The sequence below is a fragment of the Nocardioides sp. HDW12B genome, from assembly GCF_011299595.1.
GTDB lineage: Bacteria > Actinomycetota > Actinomycetes > Propionibacteriales > Nocardioidaceae > Marmoricola_A.
The window spans coordinates 2,622,540-2,647,999 of the sequence record NZ_CP049867.1; the positions used below are offsets into that span (position 1 = coordinate 2,622,540).

Here is a 25,460-nt window from a genome sequence, read left to right on the forward strand (position 1 = left end):
GCCCGAGAGGTGCCTCACACCGGCCCCGCGGACACCGCCTGGGCGGGCTGCTGCTCCGGCTCGTCGAGGTGGGGTGGACGGGTCGTGGTCTGCACCTTCATCCGCCTGGCCAGCCACAGCACGAGCACGGCGTACACCAGCGACTGGGTGAGCGTGACCGGGATGTTCCACCAACTGACGTCGCCCGGGTCGAGGGCGGAGTCGAGGTCGGTGAAGGCGATCGCGAAGCCGAACGCGAGGTAGTTGTTGAGCACGTGCAGGGCGATGCCGGCCTCGAGCCCCCCGGTGCGGATCACCAGCCAGGCGGCGATCAGCCCGAACATGAAGCGGTCGAAGAACAACGGCGGGTCGAACTGCAGGTGCGCCACCGCGAAGAGCAGCGCGGTCAGCACGATGCTGATCCACTTGTGCCGCGCCAGCGCCCCGATGGCCTGCAGCAGGTAGCCGCGGAACGCGTACTCCTCGCCGGCGGCTTGGAAGGGCGTGGTGAGGAGCACGACGACCGCCAGCGCGATGGTGGTGCCGGTGACGGCGTTGGCCTGGCCGGCCACGTCGGGGTTCGCGCTCTGCGGCACCAGCGCGCCGACGACCACCTGGGCGATCAGCGCGACCACGGCCATGCCGGCACACCCGGCCATGAACGTCCAGCGCAGCTTGGGCACCACCGAGGAGGACCAGCGCAGGCGCAGGTGGTGCAGCCAGCGCATCACGAGACCGACCCACAGGATCATCGCGCCGAGGGCGACGTTGAGGTAGAGCAGCCCCGAGGGAGTCAGCTTCTCCAGGGTGGCGGCCTGGAAGATGCGGTCGCCGTAGCTCATGTCCCCGGGCTCGAAGAGCGCGGCGACGAGCAGCACCGGGAAGGTGATCAGTGGGAGCACGATGACCAGACCGAGGACCACGAGCAGGACGCCGACGAGGGGCTTCCAGGTCCGGTAGGTCCAGGTCCGCAGCATCTGGTGGTAGGGCCGGGGCTCGGGGTGCGGGAAGGCCCAGCGCGGGTCCGGCTCCGGCGGCGGCTGGAACGGGGGTGCGGGCTGCTGCCAGCCCGGCGGCGGACCCCAGCCGGGAGGCTGCTGGCCGTACGGCGACTGGCCGTACGGCGGCTGCGGTTGCGGGTAGGGCTGCGGGTAGGGCTGGGGGTAGGGCTGGCCCCACCCCGACTGGCCGTAGGGGTCCTGGCCGGGGGGCGGACCCCAGCCGGGCTGCCCGTACGGCGGCGCTCCCCCGGGGCCGCTCATGCCGCGACGGCCCCGTCGAGGCGGGCCAGCGAACGCTCGCGCCCGAGCAGCTCCATGGACTCGAAGAGCGGCGGCGAGATCCGACGACCGGTGATCGCGACGCGGACGGCGCCGAAGGCGTTGCGCGGCTTGAGGCCGAGGTCCTCGATCAGCGCGCTCCGCAGGGCCGCCTCGATCGACTCGGTCGTCCACGCGTCCAGGGAGCCCAGCGCCTCGCGAGCCGCCCGGACCACGGTCTGACCGTCCTCGGTCTCCACCAGCTTGGCGGCGTCCGCGGGGTCGAGCGCGAAGCCGTCCTCGGCCACGAAGAGGAAGCCCAGCATGTCCACGGACTCCGCCAGGTTGCCCATGCGCTCCTGCACCAGTGGCGACGCCGCCGCCAGCAGCGACGACTCCTCGCGCGAGAGCGGGTCGTCCACGAGGCCGGCGGCGTGCAGGAAGGGGACCATCCGGCGCGCGGCCTCCTCGACGGGCAGCGCCCGCAGGTGCGTGGCGTTGATCGCCTCGGCCTTCTTGAGGTCGAAGCGCGCCGGGTTGGGGTTGACCCGGTCGATCTCGAAGGCCGCCACCATCTCCTCCATGGAGAAGATGTCGCGGTCCTCGGCGATCGCCCAGCCCAGGAGGGCCAGGTAGTTCAGCAGCCCCTCGGGCAGGAAGCCCTGGTCGCGGTAGCCGAGCAGGTTGGCCTCCGGGTCGCGCTTGGACAGCTTCCGGTTGCCCTGGCCCATGACGTAGGGCAGATGGCCGAAGCGGGGCGGCGTACCGCTGCCGACGCCGATCTCGGCGAGCGCGGCGTGCAGCGCGATCTGCCGCGGGGTCGAGGACAGCAGGTCCTCGCCGCGCAGCACGTGGGTGATCTCCATCAGCGCGTCGTCGAGCGGGTTGACGAGCGTGTAGAGCGGGTGGCCGTTGCCGCGCACCAGCACGTAGTCGGGCACGTGCTCGCTCTGGAAGGTGATCTCGCCGCGCACCAGGTCGTCGAAGGTGATCGCCGCGTCCGGCATCCGGAAGCGGACGACCGGGCGGCGGCCCTCCTCGACGTACGCCGCGCGCGCCTCGTCGCCGAGGTCGCGGCAGTGGCCGTCGTAGCCCGGGGTGCGGCCCTCCGCACGGGCCTTCTCGTTGCGCTCGTCGAGCTCGGCCTGCGAGCAGTAGCAGTGGTAGGCCTTCCCGGCGGCCAGCAGCTTGTCGGCCACCTCGGCGTAGGTGTCGAAGCGCTCCGACTGCCGGTAGGGGCCGAAGTCGCCGCCCACCTCCGGGCCCTCGTCCCAGTCGAAGCCGAGCCAGCGCATGACCTCGAGGATCGTGTCGTAGGACTCCTGGGAGTCGCGCGCGGCGTCGGTGTCCTCGACGCGGAAGACGAACGTGCCGCCGTGGTGGCGCGCGAAGGCCCAGTTGAACAGCGCCGTCCGGGCCAGGCCGACGTGCGGCGACCCCGTCGGTGAGGGACAGAACCGGACGCGGACGGGAGACGCCGGGGCGTCAGTCACGGGAGACCACCTTGTTGTTGAGAGTGCCGATGCCGTCGATGACGACGTCCACCTCGTCGCCGACCTCCATCGGCCCGACGCCCTCCGGGGTGCCGGTGAGGATGACGTCGCCGGGCAGCAGGGTCATGACGGAGGAGACGTAGGAGACCAGGGTCGGGACGTCGAAGATCAGGTCCTTCGTGGTGCCGTCCTGCTTGAGGTCGCCGTTGAGGAAGGTGCGCACGCGCAGGTCGGAGGCGTCGAGGTCGGTCTCGACCCACGGGCCCAGCGGGCAGAAGGAGTCGAACCCCTTGGCGCGGGTGAACTGGACGTCGGAGCGCTGCAGGTCGCGGGCCGTGACGTCGTTGCCGACGGTGTAGCCGAAGACGACATCCGCGACCTTCTCGACCGGCACGTCACGGCAGATCCGTCCGACCACCACGGCCAGCTCGCCCTCGAAGTGGACGTTGCGGGACTGGCGCGGGTAGAACACCGGGTCGCCGGGGCCGACCACCGACGTGTTCGGCTTGAGGAACATCAACGGTTCCTCGGGCAGGTCGCTGCCCATCTCGGCGGCGTGCGCGGCGTAGTTGCGCCCGATGCCGACCACCTTGCTGCGGGGCAGCACGGGCGCCAGCAGCCGGACGTCGGCCAGCCGGAAGCTCTGGTCGGTCGGCTTCATCCCGACGTAGAGCGGGTCGCCGGCCAGGGCCACGATGCTCGCGTCGGGGTCCAGCTCGCCGTGCTCGTCCAGGTCTCCGGTGACGACCCCGAACTGGGGGTCCTCACCCGTGGTGAATCTCGCGATGCGCACCGTCCGAGCCTACCGGTGGGGAGGGGCCGCTCCCGCGACTAGGCTCGACGCTGTGGACGGCACGACGGATCTCGCTCGGGCGACCGTCCTGCCACCGTCGGTGTGGCAGGGACGGCGCGCCGCCCACGAGGCACGCGTCGACCGCTGGACGGCCCCCTTCCTCGCGCGTCGGCGCGTGGGCGGCAGCCACCCGGTCGAGGACTTCCTGTTCACCTACTACTCCCAGCGGCCGGCCGCGCTGCGCCGCTGGCACCCCGGGTACGGCGTGGCCCTGGTCGACGGGGCCGACTGGCTGTCGCTGACCGGGTACGTCGAGGGGCCCGACGGGGTGGGGGTCTCCCCCGACCTCCTGGCCACGCGCCGGCCCGTGCTCTCCCAGGTCCACTGGCTGCTGGCCGCGACCGCCGGGCGGGCGCCGCACTTCGGCTGCTTCGGGATGCACGAGTGGGCGATGGTCTACCGGCAGTCGCCGGACGACGTGCGGCACGCGTCCTGGCCGCTGCGCCTCGGCACAACGGGGACCGACGAGGTCGTCGAGGGCCACCGGGTCGCCTGCTCGCACTTCGACGCGTTCCGGTTCTTCACCGAGCCGGCGCGCGGGCTCAACACGCTGCAACCGGGCCGGGAGGACCGGCCGGCGTTCGAGCAGCCCGCCTGCCTGCACGCCGGGATGGACCTCTACAAGCACGCCTTCCGGCTCACCCCGCTCGTCGCCTCGGAGCTGGTCGCCGACTGCTTCGCGCTGGCGTGGGACATCCGCGTGCTCGACATGCGCGCGTCGCCGTACGACTTCTCGGGGCTGGCGGGGTGGGACCACGCCCCGGTGCGGGTCGAGACGGCGGAGGGCAAGGCCGAGTACGCCGCCGCGCAGCGCACCTTCGCCGAGCGCGGCGCACCGTTGCGGGCGCGGCTGATCGAGGAGTGCGAGCGCCTGCTGGCCTCCTAGGCCGACGAGACCCGGACGTCATCGGGGTGCTCGGCGCGGGTCTCGTGACCCGGCTCGTCGTTCGCACGTCGCGGGCGCGGCAGCCCTAGTCCTTGGCGAGGTAGAAGCAGAAGGGGTGGCCGGCGGGGTCGAGCATGACGCGGACGTCGTCCTGGGGCTGGTGCTCGGCGAGCTCGGCGCCGCAGTGGAGCCCCCACGCCACCGCGGCGTCCACCTCATCGACCTCGAGGTCCAGGTGGAGCTGCATCTGCGGCACCCCCTCGACGGTCGGCCACACCGGCCGTCGGTGCAGCGGCTCGGAGGCGAAGGCGAGGTTGTAGCCGGCGCTCTCCGAGGGGGCGAGCGTCGTCCACTCCGGGCTCTCGTGGAAGATCGTCCACCCGAGCAGACGCTCGTAGAAGTGGGCCAGGGCCGGGCCGTCGACGGCGTCGAGGACCACCCCGAACCAGGTGGTCGGCACCCGGGCCGGCGGCGCCCCTGCTGCTGTGTCAGTCATGCAGGAACCTCCCAGCGGCCGGGAGGGCCACCCTGGCACACGGGGTCGAGGTGACGGAAGACCCGACCGCAGGGGTACGACGTACTCGACGCGGCTAGCGCAGAGGTACGAGGGCGGGACCGTACGTCGCGCTCATGTGCCCGACGCCCTCGTTCGCCCAGAATGGGGTGATACCGGCGGGGGCGGCCCGCTGTGATGACGAGGGACACGATGACGCACCTTCTGGACCACCACAGCCATCAGGGCCCCGACGGCCGCGACGCCACCCAGGCGGTGGCCGACGCCGTACGCTCCCGCGTCCTCCCGAGCCTGGCGGCCTTCTTCGACCAGGGGCTGAGGCTGCTCGCGTGCACGGAGCAGTTCGCCGCCGAGCAGGGCTCCACCCCCTCCGAGCTCTGCGGACGCTCGTTGCCCGAGGTGGTGGGCGACGAGGTGCACGCCCAGCTGATCGGTCCTGCCCTCCGCGCGGTGGCCGGGTCGACCGAGCACACGATGGTGCGGCGTGCCGATCCCGTCCTCGACCGTCAGTGGCTCACGCTCGTCGGCTACCAGGTGGACGGCGAGCAGCTCGGCGTCGCCGTGCTCACCGGCGAGGTGGTCTGAGCCTCCCCCGAGGCCGCAGGCCCGGGGCCGCACGACCGACGACTAGCCTGGCGCGATGAGCGCCCTGACGGACGTCCCCGGCGTCCGGGTCGGCCACTGGACCGACACCGAGGCCCGCACCGGCTGCACGGTGGTGCTGCTGCCCGACGACGGCGCGACCACCTCGATCGACGTCCGCGGCGCTGCCCCCGGCACCCGGGAGACCGACCTGCTGCGCCCCGAGGCCACGGTCCCGCGGGCCCACGCGATCGTCCTGACCGGCGGGTCCGCCTTCGGCCTGGCGGCGGCCGACGGGGTGATGAGGCACCTCGAGTCCCGCCGGATCGGTACGCCGACCCCGGCCGGCCCGGTGCCGATCGTGCCGGCGGCGGTCCTCTACGACCTCGCCGTGGGGTCCGCCTCGGTGCGCCCCGACGCCGAGGCCGGGCTCGCCGCCGTCCTCGACGCCGAGCGCGGCCTGCCCTGCACCACCGGCGTGGTCGGAGCCGGGGCCGGCGCCACGGTCGGCAAGCTCTTCGGCGCCCCGGTCGCCGGAGGCCTCGGGACCGCGTCCGTGGTGCTGCCGTCGGGCGCCGTGGTCGGCGCACTGGCGGCCGTCAACGCGGTCGGCGACGTCGTGGCCGAGGACGGGTCGGTGCTGGCCGGCGCGACCTCCCCCGGCACCGTCACCCGTCTCCTGGCCGGCGAGGCACCGGGCCCCCCGCCGCCCGGCACCAGCACCACCCTCGCGGTCGTCGCCACGGACGCCGCCCTGACCAAGACCCAGTGCCACCGGCTGGCCCAGGTCGCGCACGACGCGTTCGCGCAGGCGATCCGCCCGGTGCACACCGGGTTCGACGGCGACACCGTCTTCGCGGTCTCCACCGGGGTCGGCGAGCCGCTCGACGACGCCGCCTTCCTGGTCGTCCAGGTGGCGGCCGTCGAGACCGTGGCCCGGGCGATCCGGTCCGCGGTCACGACGGCCTGAGCCGCTGCCGACTCGACCCGCGCCGGACCGCACGGGAGCGACGTACATCTGAGCGAGGGTTGTGGACGCCTCGCCGGGGTCACACCCCTGGGTGGGCGTCCATAACCCCGCGTTACATGCGGGGTGCGGGCCGGGTCACATCCCGGTGCGGCGGAGGCCGAAGACGACACCGTCGAGCAGGGCCGCCCAGGAGGCCTCGATGACGTTGGCGCCGACGCCGACCGTGACCCAGGAGGTCTGGCCGTCGGTGGTCTCGATGAGCACCCGCGTCACCGCGTCGGTGCCGTGGCCCTGGTCGAGGATGCGCACCTTGTAGTCGATCAGCTCGAACTTCGCGACCTCCGGGTAGGCCTGGCCGATCGCCTCCCGCAGGGCGTGGTCGAGGGCGTTGACCGGACCGTTGCCCTCCCCCACCGTGACGATGCGCGCGCCACCGGCACGCAGCTTCACCGTCGCCTCGGAGACCGCCTCGCCGCCCGGGAAGGAGTCGGTGATGACGCGCCAGGACTCCACCTCGAAGTACGACGGACGCGTCCCCTCGACCTCCTCGACGAGCAGCAGCTCGAAGGACGCGTCCGCGGCCTCGAACGTGTGACCGGCCTGCTCGAGCGCCTTCACCCGCTCGGTGACCCGCGTGACGAGCTCGCGGTCTTCCGACAGGTCGAAGCCGAGCTCGCGGCCCTTGAGCTCGATCGAGGCGCGCCCGGCCATGTCGGAGACCAGCAGCCTCATGTCGTTGCCGACGCCCTCGGGGTCCATGTGCTGGTAGAGGTTCGGGTCGACCTTGATCGCCGAGGCGTGCAGGCCCGCCTTGTGGGCGAACGCGCTGACGCCGACGTAGGGCTGGCGTGAGGACGGCGGCACGTTGGTGACCTCGGCGACCGCGTGGGCGATCCGGGTGGCCTCGCGCAGGCTGCCGCTCGGCAGCACCGGGCGGCCCAGCTTGAGCTCGAGGTTCGCCACCACGGAGACGAGGTCGGCGTTGCCGGTGCGCTCGCCGTAGCCGTTGAGCGTGCCCTGCACGTGGGTGGCGCCGGCGTCGACCGCGGCCAGCGAGTTGGCCACCGCGCAGCCGGTGTCGTTGTGGCAGTGGATGCCGACCTTGGCACCGGTGCTCTCCAGCACGTCCTGCACGACGTCGGACACCCAGGCCGGGAGCATGCCCCCGTTGGTGTCGCACAGCGCCACCACGGACGCCCCGGCCTCGGCGGCGGTGCGCAGCACCTCGAGGGCGTAGGCGCGGTTGTCGCGGTAGCCGTCGAAGAAGTGCTCGGCGTCGAGGAACACCTCCTGGCCCTCGGCGCGCAGGTGGCTCACCGTGTCGCGCACCATGGCGAGGTTCTCCTCGAGGGTGGTGCGCAGCGCGAGCTCGACGTGGCGGTCGTGCGACTTCGCGACGAGCGTCACCACGCCCGCGCCGCTGTCGCGCAGCGCCGCCACCAGCGGGTCGTCGGCCGCGGCCACGCCGGCACGGCGGGTGGCGCCGAAGGCGGCCAGCTGCGCGTGCTCGAGCACGAGCTCCTCACGGGCGCGGCGGAAGAACTCGGTGTCCTTGGGGTTGGCGCCCGGCCAGCCGCCCTCGATGTAGCCGACGCCGAGACCGTCGATGTGCCGCGCGATGTGCAGCTTGTCGAGGACCGAGAGGTTCAGGCCCTCCTGCTGCGCGCCGTCGCGCAGCGTCGTGTCGTAGACGTGGAAGTCGGTCTGCTGGCTCACTTCGGGATCCTGACGTGTACTGGTTCGGGCAACAAAAAAACCTCCCGTGGGACGAGAGGTCGCGCGGTCGGGGAGCACCCCGCCGCGCTAGGCAATGATCACCAGGCTCTGCTGCATGCGGTCGAGTCTGCCACGACCCGGGGCGGGTCGCCACGGGTGACCGCGATGCGGGAGAGCGGGTACGGCGAGGCCCAGCGCGGCCCGGCGCGTCAGGGCAGCCGGACCCAGCCGTCGACCTGCGCGCGCCACCCGCTCCAGGGCGGACCGTCGGACGGGAACCACAGCGTGCCGGCGTCCGGCTGCACCACCCACAGCAGCCCGGTCACCGCCGCCAGGCCGGCGAGGGTCAGCAGCCCGCGCGACCCCGGGCGGGCCAGACCGGTCAGCACCGGCAGCACGCTGCGACGCACGCGGCTCGAGCCGGGCCCCCACCACACCGCCCAGGCGAGCACGACCCCACCCGCGGTCAGGGCGGCCGCCGGGGCGACCCCCAGGACCCCGGCCGCGCCGAGCACCGTGATCGTCACCGCGAGGCCGGCCACCAGCAGCAGCGCGGCGCTGCCGGCCGCGGTGGCGGCCAGGTGCCAGGGATAGCCGAGCACCGTGCGGGGCCCGTCGGACCACGTCCGCCCGCGCATGCCGCGCCGGCGCCACAGCGCGTCACGGCTGCGCGTGGTGGCGCGGGCCACGACCGCGACGGTCGCGACCACGCCCACCGTGAGGTACGGCGCCAGCCGGGTCGCGGCGGCGACCAGGAGCACGAGCAGGACGAGCATGGTGGCGCGGCGTCCTCGCGCCCAGCCGGACAACGGAGGCTGGAAGGCGCCCTCCGGGCGGGGGTGACCCGCGACGGGCGCCATCATCGGCACCGGCTGCACCGAGGTGGCGCTGGGCGGCGGCGGCCAGCTGCGTGCGATGTGCGCCGGGGGGTGGGCCAGACGCGGGTCGCTCGGCACCGCCGCGACGGCCGGCGCGACGGGCGGCGCGGCGGCAGGTGCGGCACGGGCCACCGGGGCGACGGCGGTCAGCGGGGTCGTCGCGGGGTGGCTCGCCCGGTGACCTGCCGGGTGGCTCGCGGGCGTCACCAGGGTCGGGGGGTCGTGGCTGACCGCCTGCCAGGGCGCGGTGGCGCCCGGAGGCTCCGTCAGTCCAGTCGGTCCGGCCGGGTCGGGGGCCAGGGGCGGCGCGACCGCGAGGGCGGCGGTCGGCCGGTCGTCACCACGCAGCCGCTCGAGCTCGACGGCGACCTCGTGGGTGGTGGGGCGCTCGAGCGGGTCGGGCGCGAGGGCCGCGGCCAGCAGCGGGCGGATCCCGGCGGGCACGTCGGCGATCGCGAACTCACCGCGGCGGGTCCGGTCGAGGATGGCCATCGTGTGCCCGCGGCCGTACGGCGAAACGCCCTGGGCGGCGAACACGACGGTGGAGGCCCAGCCGTGGACGTCGACCGCGCCGGTCGGCTGGTCGCCCAGCAGCAGCTCGGGGGCGAGGTAGCCGGGCGTGCCCAGCAGGATGCCGGTTGCGGTCATCGCCGGGTCCTCGGCGAGCCGGGCCAGCCCGAAGTCGATGAGGACCGGCGAGCGGCCCTCCATCACCACGTTGGTCGGCTTGACGTCGCGGTGCAGCACGCCGGAGGCGTGGACGTCGCGGATCGCCGCGAGCAGGTGGTCGGCGAGGTGGTCGAGGTCGGCGCCTCGGACCGGTCCCTCCCGCTTCACCAGCTCGGTGAGGGAGTCGCCGGGGACGTAGCGGGTGACGATAAAGGCCAGCTCGCCCCAGGGGTCGGCGTCGATGATCTCGGCGACGTGCCCGCTGCGCACCTTCCGCAGCGAGGCGACCTCGCGGGCGAGCCGCTCGCGGCCCTCGTCGTCGCCGACGACGTGCGGCCGCAGCACCTTGAGCGCGACGCGACGCCCGTCGGGGGCCTCGGCCAGGTGGACGACGCCCATGCCGCCCTCCCCGATCCGGGCCAGCACCCGGTAGGGCCCGACACGTCGGTCGTCCGGGTCGACGGCACGACGCTGCGGGTGGGACGGGGGGCTCACCCGCGTGAGGCTACCGGTCGCGAGCGTCGCCGAGCCGGAGGCGGCGGCCTCAGGTCTCGTCGAGCGCTGCGAGCTGCCGCTTGTTCGCGACGGTGCGGTAGGAGGCGTCGACGAGCTCGGCGACCTCGTCCCACCCCACGTCCTCGCGGTCGAGGTCGACGGCGCGCCAGCCGGACGGTCCGTAGTAGGCGGGCACGAAGAAGCGCTCGTCGGCGTCGAGGCCGGCCACCTCCCCGCCCTCGGGCACGAAGAGCAGCGCGTGGTCGTGGCGGACGTGCCCCTCGGGTGAGCGACGTCCGCCGCCGTAGACGGCGAACTGCTTCGCCAGCCGCCACGTGGGGCGCCCGTGGGAGACCCGCTCCTCGACCTCGGGCAGGGCCAGGCAGATCTCACGCAGCCGCTGCAGGAGCGGGTCCGCGTCGTCGTACATCTGCGGGTGTGCCATGGCTCCCCCTCCTCGTCGCGGTCCGCGCCGTCGTACGTCGTACGCCGTGCCTCAGACCAGGCGGTGCATCCAGCCGAAGGTGTCCTCGGCGCGGCCGTACTGCAGGTCGACGAGCGCCTGACGGATCGCCAGCGTGACCGGGCCCGCCTCGCCGTCGTGGCTGGAGTCGACCTCGCCGGCCCGCGACGAGAGCACCCCGACCGGGGTGACGACCGCGGCGGTGCCGCAGGCGAACACCTCGGTGATGCGGCCCGAGGTGACGCCGTCGCGCCACTCGTCGATCGTGACGCGACGCTCCTCGACCTTGTGGCCGAGCGTGCCGGCCAGGTCGATGATCGACGCGCGGGTGACGCCCTCGAGGATCGTGCCGGTCAGCTCGGGGGTGACGATGGTGCCGTCGTCGTGGACGAAGTAGAGGTTCATGCCGCCGAGCTCCTCGACGTACCGTCGCTCGATCGCGTCGAGGAAGACGACCTGGTCGAAGCCGCGCGCGATGGCCTCGCTCTGCGGCGCCAGCGAGCTGGCGTAGTTGCCGCCGGTCTTCGCCGCGCCGAGACCGCCGACGGCGGCACGGGTGTAGTCCTCGCTGACCATGATCGAGACCGGCTTCACCCCGCGGGCGAAGTACGCCCCGGCCGGGGACGCGATGACCATGAAGGTGACGTGCTTGGAGGGCCGGACCCCGAGGAACGCCTCCGAGGCGAACATGAACGGCCGCAGGTAGAGGCTCTTCTCCCCCGCCGCGTCCGGCACCCACCGCTGGTCGACCTCGACGAGCGCGGTGATGGTGGCCAGGAAGTCCTCGACCGGCAGCTCGGGCAGCGCGAGGCGTCGTGCGGAGCGCCGCAGCCGCTCACCGTTGGCGTCGGGCCGGAAGGACCAGATCGAGCCGTCCTCGTGGCGGTAGGCCTTCATGCCCTCGAAGATCTCCTGCGCGTAGTGCAGCACCGCGGTCGCCGGGTCCAGGCTGATCGGCCCGTACGCCGTGACGCGGGCGTCGTGCCAGCCCTGCTCGGGGGTCCACTCCACGGTGACCATGTGGTCGGTGAAGCTCACGCCGAAGCCGGGGTCGGCCAGGATCTCCGCCACCCGGGCGTCGGGGGTGGGGTCCTCGTTCGGGGTCACGGAGATGTCGAGCGCGCTCATGGGGGCACCGTACTTCGTTCGTCGGGGGGATGAGGAGGGCAGCCGCCCCCGCGGCAAGGAGCGCGGTGCGGAGGGTCAGCCGGCGACGCGGGCGGCGATGGCGTCGCCGACCTCGGAGGTGCGGCGTGGTGCGGCGGTGCCGCGACCGACCGCGGCGCGGTCGGCGAGCACGGCGTCCTCGATGCGGGCGGCCGCCTCGGGGTGGCCGAGGTGGTCGAGCATGAGGGCGCCCGAGAGGATGGCGGCCGTCGGGTCGGCCTTCTGCTGCCCGGCGATGTCGGGCGCCGACCCGTGCACGGCCTCGAACATCGAGGGCGTGGTCCGGTCGGGGTTGATGTTCCCGCTGGCGGCCAGCCCGATGCCGCCGGTGACGGCGGCGGCGAGGTCGGTGACGATGTCGCCGAAGAGGTTGTCGGTGACGATGACGTCGAAGCGCGCCGGGTCGGTGGTCAGGAAGATCATCGCGGCGTCGACGTGGAGGTAGTCCACGGTGACGTCGGGGAACTCCTCGCCGACCTGCTTCACCAGGCGCGACCACACCGCGCCGGCGTGGACGAGCACGTTGGTCTTGTGGACCAGGGTCAGCGTGCGGCGGGGACGCTTCTGCGCCCGGGCGAAGGCGTCGCGCACCACGCGCTCGACGCCGAAGGCGGTGTTGACGCTGACCTCGGTGGCGACCTCGGCCGGCGTACCGACGCGCAGCGCACCGCCGTTGCCCGTGTAGGGGCCCTCGGTGCCCTCGCGCACGACGACGAAGTCGATCTCGCCCGGGTCGGCCAGCGGGGAGGTGACCCCCGGGAAGATCCGCGACGGGCGCAGGTTCACGTAGTGGTCGAGCTCGAAGCGCAGCTTGAGCAGCAGGCCGCGCTCGAGGATGCCGGGCGGCAGGTTCGGGTCGCCGGGCTTGCCGCCGACCGCGCCGAGCAGGATCGCGTCGTGCTGGCGGATCTCCGCGAGCACCGAGTCCGGCAGCACCTCGCCGGTGGCGAGGTAGCGCTCGGCGCCGAGGTCGTAGCGGTTGGTCTCGACCTTGAGCTCCGCCGGCGCGGCGACGGCGAGGACCTTGAGGGCCTCGTCGGTCACCTCCCGTCCGATGCCGTCGCCGGGGATGACGGCGAGGCGGGTCCCGGTCGACCCGGAGGTGGGGCCGGACGGGGCGGACGGGGCGGACGGGGTCGCGGTCATGGGCCGGGAGCCTAGTTGTCGTCGGGGCGGTCGCGGTCGCCGTCTCGCGACTCGGGTCCAACGCCCACACCGGCTCCGACGAGGGCCGGCTCGTGCCAGTAGCGCGGACGGCGGGTCGGGGTGGCGGGGTCGGTCTCGTCACGGTGTCGCGAGGGGCCCCACTCGGGGTAGAAGTCGTACATCGGGTGTCTCCTGGGTGATCGGTCGGCCGCGTCCGCCGAGGCGGGGGCCGGAGGGATGGGAAGCAGGTGCCGTGCCGTGCCGGGGTCGCCGGCGCGGGCGGAGCCCTCCGCGACGAGCGACGGGATCTCGAGGACGACGGACGCGGATCACGCGTGGGAGCCCTGCCCACCGAGGTGGGGGAGATCGGCCAGATCGCTCTGGGTCTCAGGTGCGGAGGTGACGACGTCACTCGCCGCGGAGGGTCAGGGCCCGAAGGCAACGCCAGACACCGCGGCGAGAGGGGCCCTGGTTAGCTGGCCTCGCCGCGGCGACTGATAAGTACGAACGTCCTCCGCATGGTCCTGCCACTGTAGGCGCGGCCGCTGCGGCGGGCCCACCCCTTTCCCGGGCCTTCTCACATGCTGGGACGACGTCTCGGATGCTGGCACGAACCGTCGCAGACCTGGACGAGTGCGGCGACCCTGCGACACTCCTGCCCATGAGCGCACCCCCCGACGTCCCGGCCGTGGTGGAGCGCGCCTTCCAGGTCTCGCGCAAGCGCGGCTACGCCTCCTTCTGCCGCAACGAGACCGGCCGGCTGCTGGCCACGCTCGCCGCCACCAAGCAGGGCACGCTGGCCGAGTTCGGCACCGGCACCGGCGTCGGCACCGCGTGGCTGCGCAGCGGCGTGCGCAACGGGGCGCGCATCGTCAGCGCCGAGCTCGACACCGAGCTGGCCGGCGCCGCGGCCGAGGTCTTCGCCGACGACGCCCAGGTCGAGGTGCTGGCCGCCGACTGGTCGACGCTCAAGGAGCACGGCCCGTTCTCGCTGCTGTTCCTCGACGCCCGCGAGCCGAAGGACAGCGGCGCGGACGTGGTGGTCGACCTCGTCGAGCCCGGCGGCGTCGTGGTCCTCGACGACTTCACACCCTGCGAGTCGTGGCCCCCGGTGTACGCCGGACGCGTCGACTCCCTGCGCGAGCGGTGGCTGACCGACGAGCGCTTCACGACCGTCGAGGTCATGGTCGCCTCCGACACGGCGGTCCTCATCGCGACCAAGCGCTGACTTCGCGCGAGTCACACGCATGAAACAGGGGGGTCTCTAGACTCCCCGCCATGACCGACGTCTTCCAGGGCTACGACCAGGGGCCCGGTGCAGCGTACGACGAGATGTTCTCCGGCGGGGCCGTCCGGCGCGAGTACCACGCGGTCCACGAGACCTTCCTGCGGATGCCCACCGACGAGATCGTCACCCGGGCCGACAGCGTCGCCTCGTCCTACCTCGACCAGGGCATCACCTTCGGCGTGGGCGGCGAGGAGCGGCCCTTCCCGCTCGACATCGTGCCGCGCCTGATCGACATGAAGCGGTGGGTCGAGGTCGAGGCCGGCGTGAAGCAGCGGGTGCTGGCGCTCGAAGCCTTCCTCGACGACATCTACTCCTCGGCGCGGGTGCTCTCCGAGGGCGTCATCCCCCGCTCGGTGGTCGTCACCTCACCCCACTACCACCGGGTGGTGGCGGGCTTCTCCCCGCCGAACGGCGTGCGGATCCACGTCTCCGGCATCGACCTCATCCGCGACGACGAGGGCGACTTCCGCGTGCTGGAGGACAACGCCCGCGTCCCGTCGGGGGTCTCCTACGTGATGACGAACCGCCGCGCGGTCGCCTCCGCGCTCCCCGAGGCGTTCAGCGAGCACCGCATCGAGCCCGTGAACTCCTACCCGCGGCGGCTGCTGGCCGCGCTGCGCGCCGCGGCCCCGGTCGGTGTCGGCGACCCGACCGTCGTCGTGCTGACCCCGGGCGTCTACAACTCGGCCTACTTCGAGCACTCCATGCTGGCCCGACGGATGGGCATCGAGCTGGTCGAGGGCCGCGACCTGGTCTGCCGCGGCGGCCGGGTCTCGATGCGGACGACGCGCGGCCTGCAGCCGGTGCACGTGATCTACCGCCGCGTCGACGACGACTTCCTCGACCCCGTGCACTTCCGCCACGACTCGATGCTCGGGGTCCCCGGCCTCATCAACGCCGCACGGGCCGGCCACGTGACGATCGCCAACGCCGTGGGCAACGGGGTGGCCGACGACAAGCTGCTCTACTCCTACGTGCCCGACCTGATCCGCTACTACCTGCGCGAGGAGCCGATCCTGCGCAACGTCGACACCTGGCGGCTCGGCGACGACGACGCGCGCGAGGAGGTCCTCGACCGTCTCGACGAGCTGGTGCTCAAGCCCGTCGACGGCTCCGGCGGCAAGGGCATCGTCATCGGCCCGCGCGCCGAGGCCGCCGAGCTCGACGAGCTGCGTCGCAAGATCCTGGCCGACCCCCGCGCGTGGGTGGCCCAGCCGGTGATCTCGCTGTCGACCGTGCCGACGCTCATCGACGGCCAGGTCCGCCCCCGGCACGTCGACCTGCGCCCGTTCGCCGTCAACGACGGCAACGACGTCTGGGTGCTGCCCGGCGGTCTCACCCGCGTCGCGCTGCCGGAGGGCGAGCTGATCGTCAACAGCAGCCGCGGCGGCGGGTCCAAGGACACCTGGGTGGTCTCCGACCGGCGCGACGCGACCCCGGTGCCGAAGGTGGTCCCCCGGCGCATCGGCGTCGACGGCGCCGCCGCCCCCTCGGACCCGGGCCCGGCGATGGCCTCGCTCACCGACGACGAGCACGGCCAGCAGCAACAGCAGCAACAGCAGCAGCAACAACAGCAGGGTCTCGACAGGCTCGACCACCGAGGTCTCGACAGGCTCGACCACCGAGGTCCCAACAGGCTCGACCACCGAGGTCCCAACAGGCTCGACCACCGAGGTCTCGACAGGCTCGACCACCGAGGTCTCGACAGGCTCGACCACCGAGGTCTCGACAGGCTCGACCACCGAGGTCCCGACGGGCTCGACCACCAGGAGGCGTCGTGCTGAGCCGCATCGCGGAGTCGCTGTTCTGGATCGGGAGGTACGTCGAGCGCGCGGACGTCACCGCTCGCATCCTCGACGTGCAGACCCAGCTGCTCATCGAGGACCCGTTCGTCGACGAGGAGGAGTCCTGCCGGGCCCTGCTCGGGATCATGGGCGTCGAGCACGACGGGCCGGTCGACCAGCGCACCATGCTGCGGCTGCTGCTCTCCGACGTCCGGTCGGAGGCTTCCACCGCAGCCACCCTGGGAGCCGCCCGCGAGAGCGCCCGCCGGGCCCGCGAGACGCTCTCGACCGACATGTGGTCGGCCATCAACACCACGTGGCGGGCCATCTCCACCGGCCGCGTCCCGGGGATGCGCAGCGCCATGGCATTCGACTGGGTCCGGGAGCGCTGCTCGGTGATCAACGGGGTCGCCGGCACCACGATGAGCCGCGACGAGACCTGGCACTTCTACGTGCTGGGGCGCAGCATCGAGCGGGCCGACATGACGGCCCGGCTGCTCACCACGACGGCCCTGGCCGGCGTGCCGTCGGGCGGGTGGAACGCGACGTTGCGCGCGTGCGGCGCCTACGAGGCCTTCCTGCGCACCTACCGCGGCCTCGAGGCCGACGAGGCGGCGGCGGAGTTCCTGCTGCTCGACCGGCTGTTCCCCCGCTCGATCATGTCGGCGCTGCGCACCGCGGAGCGCTGCCTCGAGGACCTGGCCGCCGCCGGTCCGCGCGTCGGCTTCGGCGACGAGGCGCAGCGGCTGCTCGGGCGCGCCCGCGCCGACCTCGAGTACCGCCCCCTCGCCGCCATCCTGACCGACCTCCCCGACGAGATGGAGCAGCTCCAGGTGACCTGCAGCGCCGCCGCCGAGGCGATCGGCACGAAGTACTTCGACACCTCCGAGGCGATCCACTGGGCGGGTGGTCTGGGATGACGATGCAGCTCGAGGTCGTCCACACCACCGGCTACACCTACGCCCAGCCGGTCAGCTCGTCGTACAACGAGGCCCGGATGACGCCGGTGACCAGCCCCGGCCAGCTGGTGCTCGCCAGCCGGCTCGAGGTCTCCCCCGCGCCCTGGACGATGCGCTACCGCGACTACTGGGGCTCGATGGTCACCGCCTTCGAGGTCCACGAGCCGCACGACCGGCTGCTGGTGGAGTCGACGGCGACGGTGCAGGTGAACAGGCGCGCGCCGACCGTGCAGCACCTCGGCTGGGACGACTACGCCGACCGGCGCCTGGTCGACCGGATGTGCGAGCACCTGGAGGTCCCCGACCGGGTGGCGCCCGCCGAGGACTTCGCCGAGCACGTCGAGGGCATGCTCGGCGGCGCGCTCGAGCCGGCCGCCTTCGTCGCGGAGGTCTGCCGGCTCGTCCACGACGAGGTCGCCTACGTCACCGGCTCCACCGAGGTCCACGGGACCGCGGCGGAGGCCTGGCGCGAGCGGGCCGGCGTCTGCCAGGACCTCGCCCACCTGTGCCTCGGTGCGCTGCGGGTGGCGGGCATCCCGGCGCGCTACCTCTCGGGCTACCTGCACCCCTCGAGCGACCCGGTGGTCGGCGAGACCGTCACCGGCGAGTCCCACGCCTGGATCGAGTGGTGGGACGGCACCTGGGTGGGCTTCGACCCGACCAACGCGGTGGCCCCCGACGACCGCTACGTCGTGGTCGGCGCGGGACGCGACTACGCCGACGTGGCCCCGCTGACCGGCATCTTCGGCGGCGGCGAGACCTCGGAGATGTTCGTCGAGGTGGCGCTCACCCGCACCGAGTGACCTCGCTCGCCCCGGGAGCGGCCCCGTCGACGACCGGCTCCTGGACCCCGGGCAGCCGCACGACCACCCACGGCAGGAACAGCTGGAGCAGCGGGCCGATGGACAGCGCGTAGAGCGCGGTCCCGACGCCGACGGTGCCGCCGAGCAGGAAGCCGACGCTCAGCACGGTCACCTCGATGCCGGTGCGCACCAGCCGCAGCGACCAGCCGGTGCGCCGCGAGATGCCGGTCATCAGCCCGTCGCGCGGGCCGGTGCCGAGCTGGGCGCCGATGTAGAGCGCGCCGGCCAGGCCGTTGAGCACGACCCCGCCCACCAGCAGCCCGGTGCGGGCGGCGAGGTCGTCGGGCCGCTCGATCCACGACAGCCCCCAGTCGGTCGCCAGGCCGATGACGACGACGTTGGCGATGGTGCCGAGGCCCGGCATCTGCCGCAGCGGGATCCAGGCCAGCAGCACCGCGACGCCGGTGAGGATCACGATGGTGCCGAAGGACAGCGGCACCAGCCGCGCGAGGCCGAAGTGCAGGACGTCCCACGGGTCGAGCCCGAGGAACGACTGCACCATCATGGCCATGCTGACGCCGTACAGGGTGAGGCCGGCGAGCAGCTGCGTGAGCCGGCGCGGCATCCGGGGGCTGCGGATCTGCTGCCACGGCGTGAGGTTGGCCAGGGAGTCCATGCCCGCCATCATGCCTCGCAAGTGGCCTTCTCATCCATAGCCACTTGTGCGACAGTGGCCTGGTGCTCGCCACCCTGTCGGCCCGCCGCGCGGCCGCCCTCCTGCCGCCCCTCGGTGACCACGGTCCGGCGTACGCCGCCCTGGCGGACGGCGTGCGCCTGCTGATCGCCGACGGCCGGATCCCCGTCGGCACCCGGCTGCCGAGCGAGCGCGAGCTGACGACCGCCCTCGGGGTCAGCCGGACGACCGTGACGCGGGCCTACGGAGTCCTCAAGGACAGCGGCTACCTGACGGCCCGCCACGGCTCGGGCAGCGTGGCCCGGCTGCCCCACGCGGCCAGCACCAGCGACGCCCTGCTCGGCCCGCAGGCGGGCGAGGGGCCCGCGGGCGCGGGCGACGTCGTCGACCTCACCTGCGCGGCACCGGTCGCCCCGCCGGGCGTGACCGCGGCCTACGAGCACGCCGTGGCGCAGCTGCCGTGCCACCTCGGCGACATCGGCTACTACCCCTCGGGGCTGCCCGAGCTGCGGCGCGCGATCGCCGAGCGCTACGCCGCTCGGGGTCTGCCCACCGACCCCGAGCAGGTCATCGTGACCGGCGGGGCCCTGTCCGCGCTGGCGATCGTGCTCGGGGCCCTGGTCTCGCCCGGCGACCGGGTGCTGACCGAGAGCCCGAGCTACCCCAACGCCCTGGCCGCGCTGCGCCGGGCGGGAGCACGCCTGCACGGCGCCGACATCGACCAGTCCGGGTGGGCGACCGCGAGCCTCGGCGACGCCGTCCGGCAGCTGCGACCGAGCGCGGCCTACCTGATGCCGGACTGGCACAACCCGACCGGGCTGCTGATGAGCGACGATCAGCGGGCCGAGCTCGCCGCGCGGCTGCGGGCCGCGCGCACCACGGCCGTGGTCGACGAGACGACCGCCGAGCTGGCCGTGGACGAGCCGTGGACCGAACGGATGCCGCTGCCCTTCGCGGCCCACCTGCCCGGAGCGGTGACCGTGGGCAGCGCCAGCAAGACCTTCTGGGGCGGTCTGCGGATCGGCTGGGTGCGGGCGCCGCACGACCGGGTGGCCGAGCTGCTGCACAGCCGGCTCACCCTCGACCTCGGCTCCCCCGTCGTCGACCAGCTCGCGCTGGCCCACCTGATGGCCGACCACGACGCCGTCGTCGCCGCACGGCGCGAGCAGCTGGCGGCCTCGCGGGCCGCGCTGGTCGCCGGCCTCGCCGCCCACCTGCCGTCCTGGCGCTTCCGGGTGCCGGCCGGCGGGCTGAGCCTGTGGTGCGAGCTGCCCCGGCCCGCCTCCTCGGCGCTGGTGCGCTCGGCCTCGACCCAGGGGGTCCGGCTGGCGGCCGGGCCGCTCTTCGCGCCGGAGGGCGGGCTGGAGCGCTTCGTCCGGCTGCCCTTCACCCGCTCCCCCGAGCAGCTCGGCGAGGCGACCGAGCGGCTGGCGCGGGCCTGGCAGGAGACGCCCGCGGGGCGACGTACGACGCGTCCGGCAGCGCCGGCCCTCGTCACCTGATCCACTGGTGCCATGACGAGCACGACGCGTGAGGTCGCCTGCCTGGCGTGGGACCTGGTCCCCGTCGTGCGGCACGAGCAGCGTCGGGGCAACCGCCTGGTCGACCACGACCCCAACGTGCCGCTGAGCGTCGCGCTCGCGGCCGCAGCCGGACCGCTGCACCTCAGCCACCGCCTCGACGTCGCGTCCCTGCGCTCGCACTTCCTGCTCCCCCGGTGCCTGACGGTGACGACGTCGCCCGAGGGCGACGTGCTGCGCTGCGCGGTGTCCGGCCTCGAGCTGCGCGGCGGGACGAGGCCCGCCCCGGCGCCCGGCCCGGCGTGGTCCGGGCGACGACTGGTGCTCAGCACCCGCGTCGAGCAGCTGCTCACCGCCGACCGGGCGGTGGTCTGCACCCCGGGCGACTTCACCGAGCTCGTCGCCGCCGAGCTCGAGCGCGGCAACACCGCCGAGCTCGCACGGCGCGACCCGCACCGCCCCGAGACGTTCGAGCTGGCCGCCACCCCCGACCTGGACGCGGTCCACGCGGAGTTCCACCTGCCGCGCTGCGTCACCGCCGTCCGGCCGGTGCGCGGGCGCCTGAGCCTCGGCTGCTCGCAGGCCCTCACCGGTGCAGCCGGGACGGGGCCCGCCACGGCCGGCGCGGAGTCCTGGCGTCACGCGGTGCGACGGCTCGCGCCTCCGCCCCGGGTCTTCGCCGCCCGTCACGGCGACCTCGAGGGCGACCTCGTCACCACGGCGTGGCAGCACGTCGGCGTCCGCGCCGCGGGGACCGAGCTCCTCCTCCGGCGCGCGGCCGAGGACCCCTACGAGGTGCAGAGCCTCCACCGCAGCGGGGCCTGGGTGGACGCCGCCCACCGTCTCGCCGTCGACCTCCCGGCCCGCGGACGGGTCGAGGAGACCCCGCTGACGCCGCAGGAGGCCCGCCGCGTGGCGCAGCAGTGGCGCGAGGCCGGTCGCCTCGTCGCCGCCCCGGAGGACCTGTGAGGGTCGCTCAGACCCGGTGGGACTCCGGCGCGGGCTTCTCGGTGAGGTCGACCGCACGCACCTCGACGGCCTCCATGGACGAGGCGATCTCCTCGAGCGCCGCCGGCGGGATGGCGGTGTCGACCGACAGCGCGACCAGGGCGTGGCCGCCCTTGGTGTCGCGGCAGACCTGCATCCCGGCGATGTTGATGCCGGCGCGACCCAGCACACCGCCGACGGTGCCGACCATCCCGGGCCGGTCGGAGTAGCGGAAGAACGCCAGGTGCTCGGTCGGCTCGATGTCGACGTCGTAGCCGTCGACCTCGACCAGACGCTCCTTCTGCGAGATGCCGATGAGGGTGCCGCTGACCGAGACCTGGCTGCCGTCGGACAGGGTGCCGCGCAGCGTGATGAGGTTGCGGTGGTCGGGGCTGTCGGGGTCGGTCACCAGGCGTACGGCGACACCGCGCTCGGCGGCCAGCAGGGGTGCGTTCACGTAGGACACCGTCTCCTCGACGATGTCGGAGAAGACGCCCTTGAGCGCCGCCAGCTCGAGCACCTTGACGTCGTACTGGGTGATCTCGCCGCGCACCTCGACGTCGACCTGCTGGGCGACCTCGCCGGCCAGCGCGGTGAAGATGCGGCCCAGCTTCTCCGTCAGCGGGATGCCGGGACGCACGTCCTCGGCGATCAGGCCGCCCTGGACGTTGACCGCGTCGGGCACGAGCTCGCCGTTGAGGGCGAGCCGCACCGAGCGGGCCACCGCGACACCGGCCTTCTCCTGCGCCTCCTCGGTGGACGCACCGAGGTGGGGCGTGGCCACGACGTTCTCGAGCTCGAAGAGCGGGCTGTCGACGCAGGGCTCCTTCGCGAAGACGTCGAGACCGGCCGCGGCGAGCCGGCCCTCCTTCAGCGCGTTGTAGAGCGCCTGCTCGTCGACGATGCCGCCGCGGGCGGCGTTGACCAGCACCAGGTGGGGCCGGACCTGCGCCAGCTGGTCCTCACCGATGAGGCCGACGGTCTCGGGGGTCTTCGGCAGGTGGACGCTCATGAAGTCGGACTCGGCCAGCAGCTCGTCGAGGGTGACCAGACGGACCCCCATCTGCGCGGCCCGGCCGGCCTGCACGTAGGGGTCGTAGGCGATGACCTTCATGCCGAAGGCGCTCAGGCGCTGCGCCACCAGCACACCGATGCGGCCCAGCCCGACGATGCCGACGGTCTTCTCGAAGAGCTCGATGCCGGAGTAGCGGCTGCGCTTCCACTCCCCCTGCTTCAGCGCCTGGCTGGCGGGCGCCACGTTGCGGGCTGCGGCCAGCATGAGCGCGACGGCCAGCTCGGCGGCCGAGACGATGTTGGAGGTGGGGGCGTTGACGACCATGACCCCGTGCTGCGTGGCGGCCTTCACGTCGACGTTGTCCAGCCCCACGCCGGCACGGGCGACGACGCGCAGCTTGGTGGCTGCCTGCAGCGCCTCCCCGTCGATCTTCGTCGCCGAGCGGACGAGCACGGCGTCGGCGTCGGCGATCGCGGCGAGCAGCTCGCCGCGGTCGGCACCGTTGCAGTGGCGCACCTCGACGTCGGAGCCCAGCGCCTCGAGGGTGGCGGGGCTCAGCTCCTCGGCGATGAGGACGACGGGCTTGTTCGCGACGGGGCTCACGTCGGGGCTCGTGTCGGGGTTCACGTGGGGGTCCTCACGAGATCGGGTGCACGGTCGGTGGTGGGAGCCGACCCCGGCCGTGACGGCGACGGGTGGCTGCGCACGACGCTGTGCCCCCGGCGATGCTACCCCACCTCGGAGGAGGCACCCGGGGCCGCGTGGGCGTGCTCGTGGGCCTGGCGGAGGGCCTGGGCGAACACCTCCTGCGGCTGTGCGCCGGACACGGCCAGCCGGCGGTCGAGCACGAAGAAGGGCACCCCCGAGATGCCGTAGGCCCGCGCCTGCTCGATGTCGGCCGACACCTGCTCGGCGTACTCCTGGGAGGTCAGGACGGCGTCGACGCGCTCGGCCGGCAGCCCGGCGCCGACGGCGACGTCGCGCAGCACCGTGCGGTCGCCCATCGACCGTCCCTGGGTGAAGTACGCCGCCATCAGGGCCTCGACGAGGGTGCGCTGGGCCCCCGGGCCGCTCTCGGCGAGCGCGAGGTGCAGCAGGCGGTGGGCCTCGAGGGTGCGGGTGTGGGTCGCGTCGGCGTAGGCGAACCGCAGCCCGACCTCGGCCGCCATGGCCGCCACCCGGTCCATCGCCGCGCGGGTCTCGGCCGGGCCACCGCCGTACTTGCGGGCGAGCGCGTCGCCGATGGACTCCGTGCCGACCTCGGGGGCGCTGGGGTCGAGCTCGAAGGAGCGGTAGACGACCTCGACCTCGTCGCGGTGCTCGAAGTCGGCCAGCGCGGCCTCGAGGCGGCGCTTGCCGATGTAGCAGAAGGGACACACGACGTCGGACCAGATCTCGATGAGCACGCCGGGTCAACACGGGGGTCGTGCCCCGTGTTCCCGGGGTCGACCCCGAGGTCCTCTCAGGGTCCGCTCCGGGGCGATCTCAGCGACTCCCCCGATGTGCGCAGGGTGCCCCGGCGCCCAGGATCGCTCCATGATCACCGTCGAGAACCTCACCCGGACGTACGGCCGCTTCACCGCCGTCGACGACGTCTCCTTCACCGCACTCCCCGGCCGGGTCACCGGCTTCCTCGGTCCCAACGGGGCCGGCAAGTCCACCACCATGCGCGTCATGGCCGGCCTCACGCCGCCGACGTCCGGGTCGGCCACCGTCCTGGGCCGTCGGTACGCCGACCTGCCCAACCCCGGTCGCGAGGTCGGCGTCCTGCTCGACGCCTCGGCGCAGCACGCCGGACGCACCGGCCGCGAGATCCTCACCCTCGCCCAGCGCACCATGGGCCTGCCGGCCGACCGCGTGCCGGCCATGATCGAGCGGGTCAGCCTGACGCCGGCCGAGGCCGACCGCCGCGTGCGCGGCTACTCGCTCGGCATGCGGCAGCGGCTCGGGATCGCCACCGCGCTGCTCGGCGACCCGCAGGTGCTCATCCTCGACGAGCCCGCGAACGGGCTCGACCCGGCCGGCATCCGCTGGATGCGCGACCTGCTGCGGGAGTACGCCGACGGCGGCGGCACCGTGCTGCTGTCGTCGCACCTGCTCCACGAGATCGAGGTGGTCGCCGACGACCTCGTCGTGATCGGCCGGGGCCGGATCGTGGCCCAGGGCACCAAGGCCTCGCTGCTGGCGGCCGCCGGCACCCTGGCCCGCTCGCGCGACGACGTACGCCTGGGGCGTGAGCTGCAGGCCTCCGGGCACGGCGTCACCCTCGCCGACGGCGTGCTGCGCACCGACGCCGACACCGACACCGTGGGCGCCACCGCGCTGGCCGCGGGCGTCGCCCTCACCGAGCTGCGCGCCGCCGACGGCGCCGGGCTCGAGGAGATGTTCCTCGAGCTGACCGCCGACACGCAGCGCGAGGACACCGCGTCCCCGGCTGCCCCCTCCCCCGTCCCGTCCCGCACCGAAGGAGCCGCGGCATGAGCGCCGTCGTCACCACCCCCAGCCCGTCCACCCGTCCCTCGGACCGGTCGTCCGAACCGGCCGGTCCCGCCACCCGCGGGTTCGACCCGATCCCCTTCCGCCGGGTGCTCGGCGTGGAGCTGCGCAAGATGTTCGACACGCGCGCCGGATTCTGGCTCATGGCCGGCATCGTCATCAGTGCCGTGCTGGCCACCGCAGCCGTCGTCGCCTTCGCCCCCGACGACGCCCTCGAGTACGGCACGTTCGGGGCGGCCATCGGCATCCCGATGGCGGTGATCCTGCCGATCGTCGCGATCCTGTCGGTGACCAGCGAGTGGAGCCAGCGCACCGGGCTGACGACCTTCACCCTCGTGCCGCACCGGGGCCGGGTGATCACCGCCAAGGCGGTCGCCTCGGTGCTCGTCGGCGTGGTCGCGATCCCGCTCGCCTTCGGCGTCGGCGCCCTGGGCAACCTGCTCGGCTCCGCGATGGCCGGCGTCGACCCGGTCTGGGACATGGGCCTGGTCGACTTCTGGCAGATCACGCTGGGCAACGTCATCGGCCTGCTCATGGGCTTCACCCTCGGCGTGCTGTTCCGCAGCTCGGCCGTGGCGGTCGTCGCCTACTTCGTCTACGGGTTCGTGATGCCGCCCCTGACCGAGCTGCTGGCGGCGACGCAGGACTGGTTCCGCGACGTGCGCGGCTGGGTCGACCCCAACTTCACGCAGGGCCAGCTGTTCTCCGACACCGCCCTGTCGAGCACCCAGTGGGCGAACCTCGGGGTCACCAGCCTGATCTGGCTCGTCGTCCCCCTCGCCGTGGGCCTGGGCCTGGTCCTGCGCTCCGAGGTCAAGTAGTCGCAGCACGCAGGTGCCGCCTC

The 25,460-nt window shown here is 73.6% G+C and carries 24 protein-coding genes; 11 read left to right on the forward strand and 13 right to left on the reverse strand.

Annotated features, from left to right (window positions below):
• Nucleotides 1-14 precede the first annotated feature (14 nt).
• The 3 genes from G7072_RS12325 to G7072_RS12335 are packed head-to-tail and all read right to left on the reverse strand — an operon-like array spanning nucleotide 15 to nucleotide 3,524.
• Complete coding sequence (locus G7072_RS12325; protein ID WP_166086773.1) at nucleotides 15-1,241, reverse strand: CPBP family intramembrane glutamic endopeptidase; 1,227 nt, start codon at nucleotides 1,239-1,241, stop codon at nucleotides 15-17.
• Nucleotides 1,238-2,731: a glutamate--tRNA ligase gene (gene gltX / locus G7072_RS12330; protein ID WP_166086775.1), complete on the reverse strand. Its 1,494-nt coding sequence runs from the start codon at nucleotides 2,729-2,731 to the stop codon at nucleotides 1,238-1,240. The genes G7072_RS12325 and gltX overlap by 4 nt, the downstream gene beginning before the upstream one ends.
• A complete protein-coding gene (locus G7072_RS12335; protein ID WP_166086777.1) occupies nucleotides 2,724-3,524 on the reverse strand; it encodes a fumarylacetoacetate hydrolase family protein in 801 nt (266 codons plus the stop codon). The genes gltX and G7072_RS12335 overlap by 8 nt, the downstream gene beginning before the upstream one ends.
• A 52-nt stretch (nucleotides 3,525-3,576) precedes the next feature.
• On the opposite strand from G7072_RS12335, the gene G7072_RS12340 reads away from it, so the two are divergent.
• The gene (locus tag G7072_RS12340) at nucleotides 3,577-4,470 is read left to right on the forward strand and encodes a 3-methyladenine DNA glycosylase (protein WP_166086778.1); all 894 of its coding nucleotides are present in this window, start codon (nucleotides 3,577-3,579) and stop codon (nucleotides 4,468-4,470) included.
• An 85-nt stretch (nucleotides 4,471-4,555) separates the two neighbouring features.
• Here the strand turns inward: G7072_RS12340 and G7072_RS12345 are convergent, their stop codons facing one another.
• The gene (locus G7072_RS12345) at nucleotides 4,556-4,966 is read right to left on the reverse strand and encodes a VOC family protein (RefSeq protein WP_166086780.1); all 411 of its coding nucleotides are present in this window, start codon (nucleotides 4,964-4,966) and stop codon (nucleotides 4,556-4,558) included.
• Nucleotides 4,967-5,176: 210 nt separating this feature from the next.
• Here G7072_RS12345 and G7072_RS12350 point away from each other — a divergent pair, with 210 nt between their 5' ends.
• Nucleotides 5,177-5,569 carry a PAS domain-containing protein gene (locus G7072_RS12350; protein ID WP_166086782.1) on the forward strand — a complete coding sequence of 131 codons (393 nt, stop codon included), beginning with the start codon at nucleotides 5,177-5,179 and terminating at the stop codon, nucleotides 5,567-5,569.
• A gap of 55 nt (nucleotides 5,570-5,624) precedes the next feature.
• Entirely contained in the window at nucleotides 5,625-6,536 is a 912-nt protein-coding gene (locus G7072_RS12355) for a P1 family peptidase (RefSeq protein WP_166086784.1), read from the forward strand.
• Nucleotides 6,537-6,671: 135 nt separating this feature from the next.
• On the opposite strand, the gene cimA is transcribed toward G7072_RS12355, so the two are convergent.
• The 6 genes from cimA to G7072_RS12385 all read right to left on the reverse strand — a co-directional run bounded on the left by cimA (nucleotide 6,672) and on the right by G7072_RS12385 (nucleotide 13,252).
• Nucleotides 6,672-8,252 (reverse strand): citramalate synthase, encoded by a 1,581-nt coding sequence (gene cimA / locus G7072_RS12360; protein WP_166086786.1) that lies wholly within the window; start codon nucleotides 8,250-8,252, stop codon nucleotides 6,672-6,674.
• Between the two features lie 209 nt (nucleotides 8,253-8,461).
• Nucleotides 8,462-10,294, reverse strand: a complete 1,833-nt coding sequence (locus tag G7072_RS12365; protein ID WP_166086788.1) for a serine/threonine-protein kinase — start codon at nucleotides 10,292-10,294, stop codon at nucleotides 8,462-8,464.
• Nucleotides 10,295-10,343: 49 nt separating this feature from the next.
• A complete protein-coding gene (locus tag G7072_RS12370; RefSeq protein ID WP_166086790.1) occupies nucleotides 10,344-10,739 on the reverse strand; it encodes an MmcQ/YjbR family DNA-binding protein in 396 nt (131 codons plus the stop codon).
• 51 nt (nucleotides 10,740-10,790) lie between these two features.
• Nucleotides 10,791-11,885: a branched-chain amino acid aminotransferase gene (locus G7072_RS12375; protein WP_166086792.1), complete on the reverse strand. Its 1,095-nt coding sequence runs from the start codon at nucleotides 11,883-11,885 to the stop codon at nucleotides 10,791-10,793.
• Between the two features lie 75 nt (nucleotides 11,886-11,960).
• Nucleotides 11,961-13,070: a 3-isopropylmalate dehydrogenase gene (locus G7072_RS12380; protein ID WP_166086794.1), complete on the reverse strand. Its 1,110-nt coding sequence runs from the start codon at nucleotides 13,068-13,070 to the stop codon at nucleotides 11,961-11,963.
• Nucleotides 13,071-13,081: 11 nt separating this feature from the next.
• Nucleotides 13,082-13,252 carry a hypothetical protein gene (locus G7072_RS12385; protein WP_166086796.1) on the reverse strand — a complete coding sequence of 57 codons (171 nt, stop codon included), beginning with the start codon at nucleotides 13,250-13,252 and terminating at the stop codon, nucleotides 13,082-13,084.
• Nucleotides 13,253-13,731: 479 nt separating this feature from the next.
• Between G7072_RS12385 and G7072_RS12390 the strand changes: the two genes are divergently transcribed.
• The 4 genes from G7072_RS12390 to G7072_RS12405 are packed head-to-tail and all read left to right on the forward strand — an operon-like array spanning nucleotide 13,732 to nucleotide 17,904.
• Entirely contained in the window at nucleotides 13,732-14,298 is a 567-nt protein-coding gene (locus G7072_RS12390) for a class I SAM-dependent methyltransferase (protein ID WP_166086798.1), read from the forward strand.
• A gap of 50 nt (nucleotides 14,299-14,348) precedes the next feature.
• Nucleotides 14,349-16,142 carry a circularly permuted type 2 ATP-grasp protein gene (locus G7072_RS12395; RefSeq protein WP_166086800.1) on the forward strand — a complete coding sequence of 598 codons (1,794 nt, stop codon included), beginning with the start codon at nucleotides 14,349-14,351 and terminating at the stop codon, nucleotides 16,140-16,142.
• Entirely contained in the window at nucleotides 16,136-17,062 is a 927-nt protein-coding gene (locus tag G7072_RS12400) for an alpha-E domain-containing protein (protein WP_166086803.1), read from the forward strand. The genes G7072_RS12395 and G7072_RS12400 overlap by 7 nt, the downstream gene beginning before the upstream one ends.
• On the forward strand, nucleotides 17,059-17,904 hold the full coding sequence (locus G7072_RS12405; protein WP_166086805.1) for a transglutaminase family protein: 846 nt from the start codon (nucleotides 17,059-17,061) through the stop codon (nucleotides 17,902-17,904). Before G7072_RS12400 ends, G7072_RS12405 begins: the two co-directional genes overlap by 4 nt.
• On the opposite strand, the gene G7072_RS12410 is transcribed toward G7072_RS12405, so the two are convergent.
• A complete protein-coding gene (locus G7072_RS12410; RefSeq protein ID WP_166086807.1) occupies nucleotides 17,888-18,580 on the reverse strand; it encodes a hypothetical protein in 693 nt (230 codons plus the stop codon). The two genes, G7072_RS12405 and G7072_RS12410, sit on opposite strands and share 17 nt — an antisense overlap.
• A gap of 62 nt (nucleotides 18,581-18,642) precedes the next feature.
• Between G7072_RS12410 and G7072_RS12415 the strand changes: the two genes are divergently transcribed.
• Entirely contained in the window at nucleotides 18,643-20,100 is a 1,458-nt protein-coding gene (locus G7072_RS12415; protein ID WP_166086809.1) for a PLP-dependent aminotransferase family protein, read from the forward strand.
• 12 nt (nucleotides 20,101-20,112) lie between these two features.
• Nucleotides 20,113-21,087, forward strand: coding sequence for a hypothetical protein (locus tag G7072_RS12420; RefSeq protein WP_166086811.1), 975 nt, complete (start codon nucleotides 20,113-20,115; stop codon nucleotides 21,085-21,087).
• 7 nt (nucleotides 21,088-21,094) lie between these two features.
• Here G7072_RS12420 and serA read toward each other — a convergent pair whose 3' ends face one another.
• Complete coding sequence (gene serA / locus G7072_RS12425) at nucleotides 21,095-22,747, reverse strand: phosphoglycerate dehydrogenase (protein WP_240916920.1); 1,653 nt, start codon at nucleotides 22,745-22,747, stop codon at nucleotides 21,095-21,097.
• Nucleotides 22,748-22,848: 101 nt separating this feature from the next.
• On the reverse strand, nucleotides 22,849-23,526 hold the full coding sequence (locus G7072_RS12430; protein WP_166086813.1) for a DsbA family oxidoreductase: 678 nt from the start codon (nucleotides 23,524-23,526) through the stop codon (nucleotides 22,849-22,851).
• A 130-nt stretch (nucleotides 23,527-23,656) separates the two neighbouring features.
• Between G7072_RS12430 and G7072_RS12435 the strand changes: the two genes are divergently transcribed.
• Nucleotides 23,657-24,601 carry an ATP-binding cassette domain-containing protein gene (locus tag G7072_RS12435; RefSeq protein ID WP_166086815.1) on the forward strand — a complete coding sequence of 315 codons (945 nt, stop codon included), beginning with the start codon at nucleotides 23,657-23,659 and terminating at the stop codon, nucleotides 24,599-24,601.
• Nucleotides 24,598-25,437, forward strand: coding sequence for an ABC transporter permease (locus G7072_RS12440; RefSeq protein WP_166086817.1), 840 nt, complete (start codon nucleotides 24,598-24,600; stop codon nucleotides 25,435-25,437). Before G7072_RS12435 ends, G7072_RS12440 begins: the two co-directional genes overlap by 4 nt.
• The last annotated feature ends 23 nt before the right edge of the window (nucleotides 25,438-25,460 follow it).

Excerpts from the sequence above, each read along its gene's own strand:
- G7072_RS12435 (WP_166086815.1), top strand. The coding sequence starts at position 23,657 with ATGATCACCGTCGAGAACCTCACCCGGACGTACGGCCGCTTCACCGCC.
- G7072_RS12355 (WP_166086784.1), top strand. The coding sequence starts at position 5,625 with ATGAGCGCCCTGACGGACGTCCCCGGCGTCCGGGTCGGCCACTGGACC.
- G7072_RS12440 (WP_166086817.1), top strand. The coding sequence starts at position 24,598 with ATGAGCGCCGTCGTCACCACCCCCAGCCCGTCCACCCGTCCCTCGGAC.
- G7072_RS12350 (WP_166086782.1), top strand. The coding sequence starts at position 5,177 with ATGACGCACCTTCTGGACCACCACAGCCATCAGGGCCCCGACGGCCGC.
- G7072_RS12390 (WP_166086798.1), top strand. The coding sequence starts at position 13,732 with ATGAGCGCACCCCCCGACGTCCCGGCCGTGGTGGAGCGCGCCTTCCAG.
- G7072_RS12420 (WP_166086811.1), top strand. The coding sequence starts at position 20,113 with ATGACGAGCACGACGCGTGAGGTCGCCTGCCTGGCGTGGGACCTGGTC.
- G7072_RS12345 (WP_166086780.1), bottom strand. The coding sequence starts at position 4,966 with ATGACTGACACAGCAGCAGGGGCGCCGCCGGCCCGGGTGCCGACCACC.
- G7072_RS12325 (WP_166086773.1), bottom strand. The coding sequence starts at position 1,241 with ATGAGCGGCCCCGGGGGAGCGCCGCCGTACGGGCAGCCCGGCTGGGGT.
- G7072_RS12380 (WP_166086794.1), bottom strand. The coding sequence starts at position 13,070 with ATGACCGCGACCCCGTCCGCCCCGTCCGCCCCGTCCGGCCCCACCTCC.
- G7072_RS12385 (WP_166086796.1), bottom strand. The coding sequence starts at position 13,252 with ATGTACGACTTCTACCCCGAGTGGGGCCCCTCGCGACACCGTGACGAG.
- G7072_RS12395 (WP_166086800.1), top strand. The coding sequence starts at position 14,349 with ATGACCGACGTCTTCCAGGGCTACGACCAGGGGCCCGGTGCAGCGTAC.
- G7072_RS12410 (WP_166086807.1), bottom strand. The coding sequence starts at position 18,580 with ATGGACTCCCTGGCCAACCTCACGCCGTGGCAGCAGATCCGCAGCCCC.
- G7072_RS12405 (WP_166086805.1), top strand. The coding sequence starts at position 17,059 with ATGACGATGCAGCTCGAGGTCGTCCACACCACCGGCTACACCTACGCC.
- G7072_RS12370 (WP_166086790.1), bottom strand. The coding sequence starts at position 10,739 with ATGGCACACCCGCAGATGTACGACGACGCGGACCCGCTCCTGCAGCGG.
- G7072_RS12375 (WP_166086792.1), bottom strand. The coding sequence starts at position 11,885 with ATGAGCGCGCTCGACATCTCCGTGACCCCGAACGAGGACCCCACCCCC.